This window comes from Zoogloea sp. GDB6 (genome assembly GCF_056724105.1).
Map to the genome: position 1 here is coordinate 957,264 of NZ_CM161497.1, position 13,802 is coordinate 971,065.

Sequence of the window (13,802 nt, forward strand, 5' to 3'; positions counted from 1 at the left end):
GCGGACACCAACCCACGGGGAGGGGGGATACCCGTGGGCCGGCGTTCCGTCCGCCGGCGGAGCCGGTCAGCCGACGAAGCGGGCAATGGCCCGATTGACGTCGTTGGCGGCTTCCATCTGAACCATGTGGCCGCGGTTGCCGAGCACTTCCACCTGCACCTTGCCGGACACCGCGTGGGCGTGGGCGACCGGGATGATGCGGTCTTCCTCGCCCCAGATCACCAGCACCGGCTTGCCCAGTTCGGCCAGCTGGTCGGCCATCACGCTGTTCTGGCGGCCGTCGGCGAAGAGGTTGCCGGACAGGGTGGAGAGGGCCTCGCCGACGCCTTCCAGACGCTTGTACTTGAGCAGGTCGTCCACCAGCTGGCGGGTCACCAGGCTGCTGTCGGCGAACAGGTCGGCCAGCAGCGGCTTGAGGGCGTTGCGGTTGGCGGCCGAGACGAAGCCCTGGATGTAGCCGGTGTTGATCTCGTTGCCCAGGCCGGCACTGCCGATCAGGCTGAGGGAGCGGACCTTCTCCGGGTGGCGCAGGGCCATCGTGAGGGATACCGCGCCGCCCATCGAGTGGCCGACCAGGTGGGCCGAGGCGACGTCAACCGCGTCGAGGAACGCCGCCACCGTGTCGGCCAGCGCGGCCAGGTTGCCCTCGCCGACGTCCTTGGTGGATTCGCCATGGCCGGGCAGGTCGAGGGCGTACACCGCCCGGTCGGCGGCCAGCGCTTCGTGGTTGAACAGCCAGTTGTTGAGGTCGCCGCCGAAGCCGTGGATCAGCAGCATCGCCTCGCCGCCTTCGCCGCGCTTGAGGTAGCGCAGCTTGTGGCCATTGACCTCGATCTTCTGGGTGGTCGGGCCTTGGTCTTCTTCCGCGCCCTCGGCGGGCTTGAAGTTGGACAGGAAGTCGGCGACGAAGGCGTCGATGTCGGCGTCGGACACGCTGGCGTCGGCGATGACGCCGAGCAGGCCGCCGACCGGCAGCACGTCTTCTTCATTGGCGAGCTGGCGGCGCAGCACGCCGGTGGCACCGGCTTCGACGGCGCCGGCGATCTTCTCGCTCTCGACTTCGACGATTTCCTGGCCTTGCTCGACGGCATCACCGACCTGCTTGAGCCAGCCGTTGACCTTTCCCTCCTGCATGGAAAGGCCCCACTTCGGCATGGTGATGGTTTGGATGGCAGACATTACTTGTACTCCTTGACGCTCTTGACGGCGGCGACGATCTTCGCCGCGCTGGGGATGTAAAGCTCTTCGAGCGCGTCGCTGAACGGCACCGGAGCGTGGAAGCCGGTGACCTGGCGGATCGGCGCCTTGAGGCTGTCGAAGGCTTGCTCGGCGACCAGGCCGGCGATGTCGGAGGCCATGCTGCAGCGGGGATGGGATTCATCCACCACCACCAGGCGGCCGGTCTTCTCGACGCTTTCGAGGATGGTGTCGGTGTCCAGCGGCGAGGTGGTGCGCGGGTCGATGATCTCGCAGTGGATGCCTTGCTTCTGCAGGTCGGCGGCAGCCTCCTGGGCCTTCAGCACCATGCGGCCGAAGGCCACGATGGTCACGTCGTGGCCTTCGCGGACCACGGCGGCTTCGCCGAAGGGCACGGTGTAGAGCTCTTCCGGCACTTCGCCTTCCATCGTGTAGAGGGCCTTGTGCTCGAGGAAGATCACCGGGTCGTTGTCGCGGATCGACTGGATCAGCAGGCCCTTGGCGTCGTAGGGGTTGGACGGCACCACCACCTTCAGGCCCGGGATGTGGGTGAAGATGTTGTACAGGCACTGGGAGTGCTGCGCCGCGGCGCGGAAGCCGGCGCCGTACATGGCGCGGATCACCACCGGGGTTTCGGCCTTGCCGCCGAACATGTAGCGGAACTTGGCGGCCTGGTTGAAGATCTGGTCGAAACACACGCCGAGGAAATCGACGAACATCAGCTCGGCCACCGGGCGCATGCCGCAGCAGGCGGCGCCGATGGCGGCACCGACGTAGCCGGATTCGGAGATCGGGGTGTCGATGACGCGGCCCGGATGCTTGGCGTACAGCCCACGGGTCACGCCGAGCACGCCGCCCCAGGCGTCCTGCTCGCCCGGTGCGCCGGAGCCGCCGGCCACGTCTTCGCCCATCACGATGACGTTCTGGTCGCGGGCCATTTCCTGGTCGAGAGCCTCGTTGATGGCCTGTTGGTAGGTAATCTTTCGTGCCATTTTTATGTCTCCTGAATTCTTTGGGCGGGCGTGATCAGTAGCTCACGTACACATCGGTGAGCAGGTCGGCTTCGGTGGGTTTCGGGTCGGACTTGGCCTTGACCACGGAGCCGTCGATGAGGGCCTTCACTTCGGCGTCGATGGCGTCCAGGTCGGCCTGGGCGAGCTCGCCGCTGGCGGTCACACGGCGGGCGAACTGCAGCAGGCAGTCCTTGGTGTCGCGGATGTTCTGCACTTCGCCGGGGGCGCGGTAGGTCTGCTGGTCGCCCTCGAAGTGGCCGTAGTAGCGGGACAGCTTCACTTCCACCAGGGACGGGCCGCCGCCGTTGCGGGCGCGCTCGATGGCCTCGCCGGCGGCTTCATGGACGGCGAAGAAGTCGAAGCCGTCCACCGTGATGCCGGGCATGCCGAAGGCCGAGGCGCGGTCGGCGATGGTGTCGCAGGCCACCGAGTAGTTGTAGGAGGTGGCTTCCGCGTAGCCGTTGTTCTCGGCCAGGAAGATCACCGGCAGGTTCCACACCGAGGCCAGGTTCATGGCTTCGAAGATGGTGCCCTGGTTGGAGGCGCCGTCGCCGAAGAAGCACACGCTGACGTTGCGGGTGCCGCGCAGCTTGGCCGCCAGCGCGGTGCCGCACACCAGCGGGCCGCCGCCGCCGACGATGCCGTTGGCGCCGAGCATGCCCACCGACAGGTCGGCGATGTGCATGGAGCCGCCCTTGCCCTTGCAGGTGCCGGTCTTGCGGCCCCAGATCTCGGCCATCATGCCGACCGGATCGACGCCCTTGGCGATGCAGTGGCCGTGGCCGCGGTGGGTACTGGCGATGTGGTCGTCCTTGGTGAGGTTCATGCACACGCCGGTGGCGGACGCCTCTTCGCCCGCATAGAGGTGGACGAAGCCCGGGATTTCACCGGTGGCGAAGTCGGTGTGCAGGCGCTCTTCGAATTCGCGGATGGTGCGCATGGTGCGGTAGGCCGTCAGCAGGTCATCGCGAGTCAGTTTCTTGGTCACGGTTGTCTCCAGATTGTGGATTTTTGGGTGATGCTTCCGGTGCGGAGCGGGCTGCCCGCGCCGGGGTCGGTGGCGGTCGGCGCCGCGGGGCGCCGTCCGGGGTTGAGGGCTGCGGGCGGGCCGCAGGCGGGAAAAAGGTGGTGGGTCATGCCGGCATCTCCGTGGCCAGCGGGCGCCGCAGCGCGCCGTGGCGCACCGCGGCGGCGAGGGTGGCGCGCACGTCCAGCGTGCGCGGGCCGTCCAGTTCGAGAGTCACGCTGGCCGGTTCGCGGCCGTTGAGTTCGATCTCCCGTTCGCCGTCGAGGGCCAGGCTGCCGCGCAGGCAGCGCAGCGCTCGGGGCTCGCCGGGCAGCAGCAGGCCGTGGGCGGCCACCGGCACTGGCACGACCAGTCCCGGCGCGATGGGGGCCAGCACCGCCGACGTGGCACCGTCGCACTGCACCCAGGCGCCTTGCCACTCGTTGCGGCCCACCGGGGCGAGCATCGCGGCGATGCTGGAGAGGCCGATGGCGTCCGGTTCGGCGAAGCTCACGAACAGCTCGGCGATGCTCGACGGGTCCCACACGGCGCGGGCGCCTACGTGGTCGAGGTGGGTCACGCAGACATCCACCAGAGCGATCTCCTCCCGTTCGCCGACCCGTACGCGCAGCTGCTTGTTGGGCACCGCGGCTTCGTCGACGCTGACTGCGCCGTTCGCCAACAGGCCGGCGGCGAGGCCGGTCAGCGTTGCTTCGCGCAATTCGGGGAAGGCGTTGTTGGTGCCGGACGACAGCGTGGCCAGCGGGATGTCGCCGCATTCGGAGGCCACCACGCGGTGGGTGCCGTCGCCGCCAAGCACGACGATGACTGCCACGCCGGCCGCTCGCATGCGGCGGATCGCCTCCGTGGTGTCGCTGGCGTCGTGGCGTAGCTGCATCGGCAGGAATTCCACCTGCGGCCACGGCTGGCCGCGGTCGGCCCGGTGGCCGTCGATGGCGCGGGTCAGCCCGGCGGTGATGCCCACCACGTCCGGCATCATCACGACCTTCTGTACGCCCACCGCACCGAAGGCGCCGAGCAGGCGCTCGATCATGTTGACCTTTTCCACCGTCGGAAAAACCAGTGCCTTGCTGGTCAGCCGGCGGATGTCCCGCCCCGAGGCGGGATTGGCCAGGATGCCGATCGGAGGGATTTGGAAGTCGTGTTTCACAATTGGGCTTCAATTGGTTGGCGAATTACGCTCCTTTGTGCACGGGGCGTGCCAATTGCCGATTGAATACCGGATTGGTGCGCTGCTATTTTTGTATGATGATGAAGTTTAAGGGTTTTATATTTTTGATATTGCTGTGCGGTGAAATTGATTTTGAAAATGGAGGGTGAGAAATGAGGCGCCGGGGCGAGAAAGAGACGAGAAACTGAGACAGGTGTCTCAATTTACGGAGACAAACGTCAGCATTGATTTAATTGCCGTAGCGGAATACGCTTTGCCGTTACCAAAGGATGTTTTTCCTAAAACACTCCCGATATATATGGGGGAAATAAAATGATGCGGGGACAAGGTGATATCGCCCGCCACGTGGAACGCGTGGTCGAGGTGGTGGAGAGGGGTGCGCGGCTGCCCAGGCATCCGGCGCAGGACCGGCTGACGCGCTCGTGGCAACGCTCTCTGAGCAAATACCAGGTCGATCCGGGGCTGGCGACGACGCCCCAGGTGGTGACCGCGCAGGAATTGCGCGAGCACCGCGACCGTCTGGATGCCTTCATGCGCATTGCGCGGGAGGGCATGGATCGCCTGCATGAACAATTGCGGCCGTCGAGCTATTGCGTGCTGCTGACCGACGCCACCGGCGTCACCGTCGATTTCCGCACCGTGCCGGAACTGGACAAGGAATTCCGCGCCCAGGGTTTCCGCAATGGCACGCGCTGGTCCGAAATGGATGAAGGCACCTGCGGCGTCGGCACCTGTCTGGTGGATGGCCAGCCGATCCTCGTGCACCGGGGCGAGCATTTCCGCTCCCACAACATCGGCTTCACCTGCAGCTCGGCGCCGATCCTCGGCATCGACGATCAGCCGCTGGCGGTGCTCGATGCGTCGGCGCTGTATTCGCCGGAGAACCGTGACAGCCAGTTGCTGGTGTTCCAGATGGTGGTCGAGAAGGCGCGCCTGATCGAGGACGCCTTCGCATTCCACAGCCTGCGCCAGTACTGGATATTGCAGTTCGGCCGCAGCCCCGAGCTGCTGCACGTGCAGACCGACTACCTGCTCGCCTTCGACGACACCGGCATGATCGTCGGCGGCAATCGCCGGGCCCGCAAGGAATTGCTGCAGCGGCCGGGGCGGATGATCAGCTGCGTGTCCGACCTCTTCGAATGCTCCGCCGCCGATCTGCTGGCAGCGGCCCACGCGCAGCCGGGGCAGGCCATTCCGCTGCGCGTGCAGGACAGCGGCGAACGTTTCTTCGCGCTGCTGCGGGTGCCCGATGCACGGCGCCGTGCGCCGAGCGATGTGCACCACGGCGCGACCAACGACGAGGGCTGCAACGAGGTGCGCGGTTTCGGCCACCTGGCCACCGACGATTCGCGGGTGCGCACCAACGTCAGCCGCGCGCTGAAGGTGGCCAACCGGGACATCCCGGTGATGCTGCTGGGCGAGACCGGCACCGGCAAGGAAGCCTTCGCCAAGGCCATCCACGACTGCAGCAGCCGCCACAAGCAACCCTTCATCGCCCTCAACTGTGCGGCGATTCCGGAAAGCCTGATCGAGAGCGAGCTGTTCGGCTACCGGGACGGTGCCTTCACCGGTGCGCGGGCCAAGGGCGCCCGCGGCAAGATCCTGCAGTCCGACGGCGGCACGCTGTTCCTCGACGAGATCGGCGACATGCCGCTGGTGCTGCAGAGCCGTTTGTTGCGCGTGCTGGCCGAGGGCGAGGTGCTGCCGCTGGGTGCCGAGCAGCCGATCCCGGTGAAGCTGCACATCATCTGCGCGACCCACCAGAACCTGCCGCGCCTGGTGGAGGAGGGGCGCTTCCGCGAGGATCTGTACTACCGCCTCAACGGCGCGGTGTTCGTGCTGCCGCCGCTGCGCGAGCGGGAGGACATCGGCACGGTGATCGACCGGGTGCTGGAGGAGGAGGTCAAGGCGATGGGGCGGGAATCCCTACGCCTGGCGCCGGAAACCCGCGATGCGCTGATCCGCCACGGCTGGCCCGGCAACATCCGCCAGCTGCGCCACGCGATGCGCTACGCCTGCGCGATCTGCGAGAGCACGCTGCTGCACACCGCGCATTTCCCGCCGGACTTGTTCTTCGGTCCGCGCCTGGTGTCGGCGCGGCCGGCGCCGCGGGACGATCACGGCATCCACAGCCTGCGCGAATCCCTGCCGGAGCCGCCTGCGCCGCCGCTGAAGGAGAAGGACGCCCGGCTGCGCGAGCGCATGCTGGAGGTGCTGCGGCGTAACCAGTGGCAGGTGACGGTGTCGGCGAAGGAGCTGGGCCTGTCGCGGGCCACCTTCTATCGCAAGCTGACGCGCCTCAACATCGTGCCGCCCAACCGGCGGGACCACTGACAAGCGCGTTTCGTCTGGCTGAATGAAGTGCCCGTCCGGCACCCGCAAGGGGAGGCCGGGCGGGCACTTCCGCGTTTACGCCGCGAAGTCGAAACGGCCGTCGGCCACCAGCTCGGCCAGCGGACGGCGGGTGTTGGGTGTCTCCCGCGTCTGCAGGGCTTCGGGCAGGCTGGCCTTGTCGCCGAGCTTGCCCACCGCGATGACCGCCTCGACCGCGTAGTCGTCGGGGATGCCGAGGCTGGCGCGCAGGCCGTCGGCGTCGAAGCCGCCGAGGCCGTGGGCGTGCCAGCCCGACAGGGTGGCCTGGAAGGCCAGGCTGGCCCACGCGGCGCCGGTGTCGAAGGAGTGCCAGGCATTGGGCTGGCTCTCGGTGGCGCCCGGTGCGGTGTACTGCTTGTGGGACAGCACGACGACCAGCGCCGCGGCCTTGTGGGCCCAGCCGCGGTTGAACTCCACGAGATTGTCGAAAACCGGCTGCCAGCTCGGCGTGTCGCGGCGCGCGTAGATGAAGCGCCACGGTTGCGCGTTATAGGCCGACGGCGCCCAGCGCGCGGCTTCCAGCAGTGCGAGCAGGCTTTCCTCGGGGATCTGTTCGCCGGTGAAGGCGCGGGGCGACCAGCGCTGCGTGAACAGCGGGTCGATCGGGTAGTCGGTCTGGCGTGCCTGGGTCATCGGGGGCTCCGGGGAATGTGATCGAAGAGACGCCTTCATCATGCATCCGGACCTGCGCCGGGGTGAAACAAGGAATCCTGGGATGCTTGTGACGCAAAACTAAGCTGCGAATCCGCATTGCCCGCCGCGCAGGGTGGCGGCGGGAGCACCGATCAGCGGCTGGCCTGGGTCGTGTGCACCGGGCCGATGCCCCACACCTGGATGATCGCCTCCTCGTTCTTGGCGCCGTCGTAATGGACCTGGCCGCCGTGGTGGATGACGTAGCCGCCGGCCGTTACCGGAACGGTGGCGTCCGGATCGAACTTGTCGCCGGTGCCGACCCACCAAGTGCCGGACAGCACCGCGAAGAAGCGGTCGCCGTTGTGGAAGTGCGGCCGGCTGAAGTTGTTGCCCGGCAGCCACTTGATGCGCACCACGTAAGGCCCGGGCTTGCTCGGGTCGCCGAACAGCACCGCCTGCTCCGACGTGCCGGCCGCGTTGCGCACCCACTTGATGTCCTGCGGCAACTGGTATTCGACCGCGCGGGGATCGAGCCCGGCGGCCTGGACGGTGTGCGGCAGCCCGCCGCCGGCGAGGAGGAGGCCAAAGCCCAGCAGGCCGGCCAGCTTGAGGGTGGAAGAGATCATGTGCGTAGCCCTGTGCCAGAAAAATGGCAAACGACTACGCAGCTTTCGTGCCGCCCGTGGCGGGCTTGCGCTGCGGGGCCAGCAGGCGATCACGGACTGGTCGCCTGCTGGCCGGGCAGCAGCCAGGGTGGGAATTCCAACAGTGGCAGGGCTGTTGCTCGCCGCCACGCCGGGTTCAACCGGCGATCGCCTGGGGCAGCGCGGCGCGCATCACGTCGATGAAGCAGCGCAGGCGGGCCGGGTAGAAGCGGGCGTAGGGATAGACCAGGCTGACCGGCAACGGCGCGGCCTGCCAGTCCGGTGCCAGTTGCACCAGGCGTCCGTCGGCCAGCGCCTCGGTCATCACCCATGCCGAGCCGACACCGACGCCCAGGCCCATCAGGGCCGCGCTCTTCAGCGCGTACAGGCTGTCGGTGCTCAGACGCGGTTCGATCGGCACGACACGGCGCTCGCCCGTCGCCACGTGGCGCAGCGCGATCTCGTGGCGGTAGTAGGTGCGCAGGGCCAGCCAGGGCAGGCCGGCGAGGTCTTCCGGCTCGCGGGGCATGGCGCCGGTGGCGAGCACTGACGGCGCCGCGACGACGATGCGTGGCACCTCGGCGAGCTGGATGGCCACCAGCGACGAATCGCGGATCTCGCCGACCTGGATCGCGCAGTCGATGCCGGCGGCGATGAAGTCCTGGATCGCGCTGTCGTCGTGCAGCAGCCATTCGACCTTCATGCGCGGGTAGCGCTGCAGGTAGCTGGCCAGCGGGCCGACCAGGCGTTCCTGGCCGAAGGCATGGGGCGCGACGACGCGCAGCACGCCTTCCGGTTCCTCGCGGGCGCCTTTCAGGTCGGACTCGAAGGCCGCCCAGTTGGCCAGCAGGGCTTTGGCGCCTTCGTAGCAGCGTTCGCCGTCCACCGTCAGGCGCATGGTGTGGGTGGAGCGCTGCAGCAGGCGCACGCCGAGGGATTTCTCCAGGGTCTGCAGGCGCCGGCTGATGGTCGGCTGGGTCATGCCGAGCTGGGCGGCAGCGGCTGACAGGTTGCCGGCTTCGACGATGCGCACGAAGGTCTGGATCAATTCCAGGCGGTCGCCGGTGGCCGACGCGGTGGCGGTGGCGGGGGCATCGGCGCGGGCGCGCGGCTCGCCGGGGGCGGTGATGAGCGTCTTCTTCATGCGTCAAACGTATAGCAAATCTGCATGCCGGGCTACTACCGTGGTGATCGGGCGACGGGCAAGCTTCGTTCACCCATGAAACAGGAGCTTTGCCATGACTTCCATTTGCAAGACGCATGACCCGCTGGCCGTCCCGCTGGCACCGGAGTTGATCGAGCCGGCGCTGCCGGAGGTCCGTCGGCCGGCCCGCTCGCTGATCTTCCTGCTGGCGGCGGGCGCCGGCCTGTCCGTCGCGTCCCTGTACTACAGCCAGCCGCTGCTCGGCGTGCTGACGGCCGAGTTCGGCGCCGGCGCGCGGGAAGCCGGCTTCGTGCCGACCCTGACCCAGCTCGGCTACGCGCTGGGCATCCTGCTGTTGGCGCCGCTGGGCGACCGCCACGACCGCCGTCAGATCATTCTCGGCAAGTCGGTGCTGCTGGTGCTGGCCCTGCTGGCGGCCGGGTTGGCCGGGGACTTCGGCGGCTTCCTGCTGGCCAGCCTGGCCATCGGCCTGACCGCCACGCTGGCCCAGGATTTCGTGCCGGCCGCCGCCAGCCTCGCGCCGGAGCAGAGCCGCGGGCGCATCGTCGGCACGGTGATGACCGGCCTCTTGATGGGCATCCTGCTGTCCCGCGTGGTCAGCGGACTGGTGGCCGAGTACTGGGGCTGGCGGGCGATGTTCGCCGCGGCGGCGGTCGGCATTGCGCTCATCGGCGTGGCCGCGTGGCGCTGGCTGCCGCAGTTCGCGCCGACCACGCAGCTGTCCTACCGTGCCCTGCTTGCGTCCTTGCCGGCGCTGCTGGGTCGCCATGCGGAGCTGCGCCGCGCGGCGCTGGCCCAGGGGCTGCTGTCGGTGGGCTTCAGCGCCTTCTGGTCCACGCTGGCGCTGATGCTGCACGGCGCGCCCTTCCATCTGGGGAGTGCCGCCGCCGGTGCCTTCGGGCTGGCGGGTGCGGCCGGTGCGCTGGCCGCGCCGATGGCTGGCCATCTGGCGGACCGTCGCGGACCGGCCCTGGTGATCCGCCTGGCGTCTGGCCTCGCCGCACTGTCCTTCGGTCTGATGGGGCTCGGCACGCAGTTGCCGCCGACCGTCCAGCTGGTGGTGCTGGGTATCGCCACGGTGGGCTTCGACCTCGGCGTACAGGCCTCGCTGATCGCCCACCAGAGCATCGTGTATGGCCTCGACAGCGGTGCGCGCAGCCGTCTTAATGCGGTCCTGGTGGTGAGCATGTTCGTCGGCATGGCGGCGGGGGCGGTGGCCGGCAGCCTGCTGTTTGCCCAGTGGGGCTGGCTGGCGGTCACCGGCCTGGCGATGCTGACGTCCCTGGCGGCACTCGCCGTGCGCGGGCTGCGCGACTGATTGGGGGGCGACGGTCGCGGTGGTGGCAAGGGCTTGCCGCCACGTGTTCCGGACAGAAACGCTGCCAGCTGTGGCAGCGTTTCTGTCAGAAGACTGCCAGCGTGGCGCGCCGGGCCAGCGGCAGCTCAGGCCAAACCCTTGATCACAGGGGCTTTCCGCCGGCCGGGCCAGATGGCACGGATGTTGTTATGGATAGGGTGATTCGCCACGGTTTCGTGAAGCAGTTTTCGCCGTGGTGCCGACCCATTTCAACGCGAGTTCCTTGCAGCCATGAGCGAAGCAGACCCTCGAACCATCATCCCTCCCGACTCCCAGGCCAGGGCGCGGGCGGAAACTGAAGACACCCTCTACGCTGTCCGCCAGAAGGTTTACCCCCGTGCGGTGACGGGCCGCTTTGCGACCTGGCGGTGGATTCTGGTGTGGGCGACGCAGATCATTTTCTACGGCCTGTGCTGGCTGCCGTGGAATGGCCGGCAAGCGGTGCTGCTGGACGTAGTGCAGCGCAAGTTTTACATCTTTGGCTGGATCTTCTGGCCGCAGGACGTGTTCTTTCTGGCGATCCTGCTGATCATCAGCGCGTATTCGCTGTTCTTCTTCACGGCGGTGGCGGGGCGGCTATGGTGTGGCTATTCGTGCCCGCAGACCGTCTATACCGAGATCTTCATGTGGATCGAGGAGAAGATCGAAGGCAACCGCGCCCAGCGCATGAAGCTGGACCAGGCCCCGCTGAGCGCCCGCAAGCTGGCGATCAAGGGTGCCAAGTTCGGCGCCTGGGGCGCCCTGGCGCTGTGGACGGGTTTCACGCTGGTCGGCTACTTCACGCCGATGCACGAACTGCTGCACGAGGCGGCGACGTTCAGCTTCGGCCCGTGGGAGCTGTTCTGGATTTGCTTCTACGGCGGCTTCACCTACCTGTTTGCCGGCGTGATGCGCGAGCAGGTCTGCAAGTACATGTGCCCGTATGCCCGCTTCCAGGGCGTGATGTTCGACCCGGACACGCTGGTGATCACCTACGACCCCGAGCGGGGCGAGCCGCGCGGCGCGCGGCGCAAGGGCGTCGAGCCGAAGACGGTGGGCAAGGGCGACTGCGTCGACTGCGGCATCTGCGTGCAGGTCTGCCCGACCGGCATCGACATCCGCAACGGCATGCAGTACGAGTGCATCGGCTGCGCGGCGTGTATCGACGCCTGCGACCAGGTGATGGACAAGATGAACTACCCCAAGGGGCTGATCCGCTACACCACCGAGAACGCGATGAAGCGGCACTGGGGCAGGAAGGAGATCGTCGGGCACGTGATGCGCCCGCGGATCCTGATCTACGCCGGGGTGCTGGTGGCGATCTGCACGGCCTTCGTGTGGGGTCTGGCGACGCGCTCGACGCTGCGGGTCGATGTGATCAAGGACCGCTCGACGCTGAGCCGGGAGATCGAAGGGGGCCTGATCGCCAACGTGTACAATCTGCAGGTGATGAACATGACCGAGAAGCCGCGGCGCTATGCCCTATCGGCGAGCGGGCTGGACGGGGTGAAGCTGAGCCCGGCCGGGCCGATCGAGCTGGATGCGGCGGAACTCAAGTCGGTCACCATCGAAGTGGCGGCGCCGCCCGAGTCGGGCAAGCCCGGCTCCAACACCGTGTATATCGAGGTGAAGGCGCTGGACGATGAAACCGTGGCGGTACGGGAGAAGTCGGTGTTCCTGATACCGCAGTAAGGACCGGAAGCTGTCGGCCCCACTGTGCGTGGGGTTGGCGCAGCGGCAGGCGAGGGGAAGCAGGAGCGATCCGGCTTCCCCTTTTCACGTCCGGAAGGTCGGTGGATGGGGGCTGCCGGTGTTCGCTGGCGCTTGCCTGCCCGGATACCCGTCAGCCCAGTTCCTTGATGCGGCGGTATAGCGTGCGCTCGCTCATGCCCAGCTGCGCCGCCAGGCTCTTGCGCGAGCCCCGGTGGCCCTGCAGCGCGGCGCGCAGCTGGGCGTCACTCGGTGCTGCAGGGCGCCCGGCGGTCAGGGCGTCGGGGCTCAATACGTTGCCGGCGTCCGCGGCCGCATCGCCGCCGGATTCGCCGAATTGCAGCTCCTCCGGCAGATGCCGCAGTTGCAGCAGATCACCGTCACACAGCAGGCTGGCGCGCTCCAGGATGTTGCGCAGCTCCCGCACATTGCCCGGGTAGTCGTAGGTCAGCAAGCAGTCCAGCGCGTCCGCGGCGATGCCCAGTGGGCGCTCCGGCGCCACCCGTTTGAGCAGGGCTTCGGCCAGCAGCGGGATGTCTTCGCGGCGGCGGCGCAGCGGCGGCAGGCTGATCGGAAAGGCATTCACGCGGTAGAACAGGTCCTGGCGGAACTGGCCCCTTTCCACCAGGGCCTTGAGCGGCCGGTGGGTGGCGGAGACCAGGCGGATGTCGGCGCGGATCAGCTCGGTGCCGCCGACCCGCCGGTAGGTGCCGGTCTCCAGCAAGCGCAGCAGCTTGACCTGCATCGCCAGCGGAATATCGCCCAACTCATCGAGGAACAGCGTCCCGCCGCTGGCCACTTCGACGAGGCCGCTCTTGCGCGTGGTTGCGCCGGTGAAGGCGCCGCGCTCGTGGCCGAACAGTTCGCTCTCGAACAGGGTTTCGGTGAGGCCGGAGCAATCCACCGCCACGAAGGGCCGATCGGCGCGCCGGCTCGCCTCGTGGATGGCCTGAGCGGCCAGTTCCTTGCCCGTGCCGGACTCCCCCTGCAGCAGCACGCTCGCTTCGGATGGGGCGACGCGGGCCACCAGCTCCAGCATCGCCAGGAAGGCCGGCGCCCGGCCGATCAGCCCCTGGTCGGCGGCGACGCCGCGGGCCACCGGCAGCGGCTCCAGCTTCTCGATGAAGAAGGCGATCTCGCCGCCCCGGTCGCGCACCGGCGACAGTTCGATGTTCTCGTAGCGCTCGCCGCCGGCGGTGTGATGCAGATGCACCACGCGCTCCCGCTGGCCGGACTGCAGGCTGCGCGCCAGCGGGCAGGATTCGCCGGCCTGGTCGCAGGGCACCGGGTAGTGGTGGGACACCTCGTAGCAGTGGCGCCCGATCAAGTCGTCCGGCCGCTCGCATTTGGCACGGTAGGCGCCGTTGGCCGCCAGGATGCGGTAGTTGCGGTCGCACAGGATGTGCGGCTCCGGCAACGTGTCGAGGAAGGAGACGAGTTCGGGGAGGGGATGGGGGCCGATGCTCATGGGGAAAGGCTTTCTGCCAGATGGACTGCCGGATGCTGTCATGGCAGACCGCCACGGTCAAATCA

At 68.0% G+C, this 13,802-nt stretch carries 11 protein-coding genes; 3 read left to right on the forward strand and 8 right to left on the reverse strand.

The genetic code is table 11. The annotated features are described in order from the left end of the window. Window positions 1-66 precede the first annotated feature (66 nt). The 4 genes from AC1PQG_RS04300 to AC1PQG_RS04315 form a co-directional block, all read right to left on the reverse strand. Window positions 67-1,179: an acetoin dehydrogenase dihydrolipoyllysine-residue acetyltransferase subunit gene (locus AC1PQG_RS04300; protein ID WP_481121422.1), complete on the reverse strand. Its 1,113-nt coding sequence runs from the start codon at window positions 1,177-1,179 to the stop codon at window positions 67-69. Beyond that, a complete protein-coding gene (locus AC1PQG_RS04305) occupies window positions 1,179-2,189 on the reverse strand; it encodes an alpha-ketoacid dehydrogenase subunit beta (protein WP_481121423.1) in 1,011 nt (336 codons plus the stop codon). The genes AC1PQG_RS04300 and AC1PQG_RS04305 overlap by 1 nt, the downstream gene beginning before the upstream one ends. 34 nt (window positions 2,190-2,223) lie before the next feature. After that, window positions 2,224-3,198 (reverse strand): thiamine pyrophosphate-dependent dehydrogenase E1 component subunit alpha, encoded by a 975-nt coding sequence (locus AC1PQG_RS04310; RefSeq protein WP_374486957.1) that lies wholly within the window; start codon window positions 3,196-3,198, stop codon window positions 2,224-2,226. A 145-nt stretch (window positions 3,199-3,343) separates the two neighbouring features. Next, entirely contained in the window at window positions 3,344-4,387 is a 1,044-nt protein-coding gene (locus AC1PQG_RS04315) for an ATP-NAD kinase family protein (RefSeq protein ID WP_481121424.1), read from the reverse strand. A gap of 333 nt (window positions 4,388-4,720) precedes the next feature. Between AC1PQG_RS04315 and AC1PQG_RS04320 the strand changes: the two genes are divergently transcribed. Continuing rightward, a complete protein-coding gene (locus AC1PQG_RS04320) occupies window positions 4,721-6,742 on the forward strand; it encodes a sigma-54-dependent Fis family transcriptional regulator (protein WP_481121425.1) in 2,022 nt (673 codons plus the stop codon). 75 nt (window positions 6,743-6,817) lie between these two features. Here the strand turns inward: AC1PQG_RS04320 and AC1PQG_RS04325 are convergent, their stop codons facing one another. From AC1PQG_RS04325 to AC1PQG_RS04335, 3 genes are all read right to left on the reverse strand, one after another. After that, window positions 6,818-7,414 carry a nitroreductase family protein gene (locus tag AC1PQG_RS04325; RefSeq protein WP_481121426.1) on the reverse strand — a complete coding sequence of 199 codons (597 nt, stop codon included), beginning with the start codon at window positions 7,412-7,414 and terminating at the stop codon, window positions 6,818-6,820. A gap of 152 nt (window positions 7,415-7,566) precedes the next feature. Further along, window positions 7,567-8,040, reverse strand: coding sequence for a cupin domain-containing protein (locus AC1PQG_RS04330; protein WP_481121427.1), 474 nt, complete (start codon window positions 8,038-8,040; stop codon window positions 7,567-7,569). A 175-nt stretch (window positions 8,041-8,215) separates the two neighbouring features. Further along, on the reverse strand, window positions 8,216-9,202 hold the full coding sequence (locus tag AC1PQG_RS04335) for a LysR family transcriptional regulator (protein ID WP_481121428.1): 987 nt from the start codon (window positions 9,200-9,202) through the stop codon (window positions 8,216-8,218). 94 nt (window positions 9,203-9,296) lie between these two features. On the opposite strand from AC1PQG_RS04335, the gene AC1PQG_RS04340 reads away from it, so the two are divergent. Both AC1PQG_RS04340 and ccoG read left to right on the forward strand, forming a co-directional pair. Beyond that, entirely contained in the window at window positions 9,297-10,541 is a 1,245-nt protein-coding gene (locus AC1PQG_RS04340; protein WP_481121429.1) for an MFS transporter, read from the forward strand. Window positions 10,542-10,811: 270 nt separating this feature from the next. Then, window positions 10,812-12,251 carry a cytochrome c oxidase accessory protein CcoG gene (ccoG, locus tag AC1PQG_RS04345; protein WP_481121430.1) on the forward strand — a complete coding sequence of 480 codons (1,440 nt, stop codon included), beginning with the start codon at window positions 10,812-10,814 and terminating at the stop codon, window positions 12,249-12,251. A 151-nt stretch (window positions 12,252-12,402) separates the two neighbouring features. Here ccoG and AC1PQG_RS04350 read toward each other — a convergent pair whose 3' ends face one another. Further along, complete coding sequence (locus AC1PQG_RS04350) at window positions 12,403-13,737, reverse strand: sigma-54 interaction domain-containing protein (protein ID WP_481121431.1); 1,335 nt, start codon at window positions 13,735-13,737, stop codon at window positions 12,403-12,405. Window positions 13,738-13,802 lie beyond the last annotated feature (65 nt).

Excerpts from the sequence above, each read along its gene's own strand:
- AC1PQG_RS04300 (WP_481121422.1), bottom strand. The coding sequence starts at position 1,179 with ATGTCTGCCATCCAAACCATCACCATGCCGAAGTGGGGCCTTTCCATG.
- AC1PQG_RS04305 (WP_481121423.1), bottom strand. The coding sequence starts at position 2,189 with ATGGCACGAAAGATTACCTACCAACAGGCCATCAACGAGGCTCTCGAC.
- AC1PQG_RS04320 (WP_481121425.1), top strand. The coding sequence starts at position 4,721 with ATGATGCGGGGACAAGGTGATATCGCCCGCCACGTGGAACGCGTGGTC.
- AC1PQG_RS04325 (WP_481121426.1), bottom strand. The coding sequence starts at position 7,414 with ATGACCCAGGCACGCCAGACCGACTACCCGATCGACCCGCTGTTCACG.
- AC1PQG_RS04330 (WP_481121427.1), bottom strand. The coding sequence starts at position 8,040 with ATGATCTCTTCCACCCTCAAGCTGGCCGGCCTGCTGGGCTTTGGCCTC.
- AC1PQG_RS04335 (WP_481121428.1), bottom strand. The coding sequence starts at position 9,202 with ATGAAGAAGACGCTCATCACCGCCCCCGGCGAGCCGCGCGCCCGCGCC.
- AC1PQG_RS04340 (WP_481121429.1), top strand. The coding sequence starts at position 9,297 with ATGACTTCCATTTGCAAGACGCATGACCCGCTGGCCGTCCCGCTGGCA.
- ccoG (WP_481121430.1), top strand. The coding sequence starts at position 10,812 with ATGAGCGAAGCAGACCCTCGAACCATCATCCCTCCCGACTCCCAGGCC.
- AC1PQG_RS04350 (WP_481121431.1), bottom strand. The coding sequence starts at position 13,737 with ATGAGCATCGGCCCCCATCCCCTCCCCGAACTCGTCTCCTTCCTCGAC.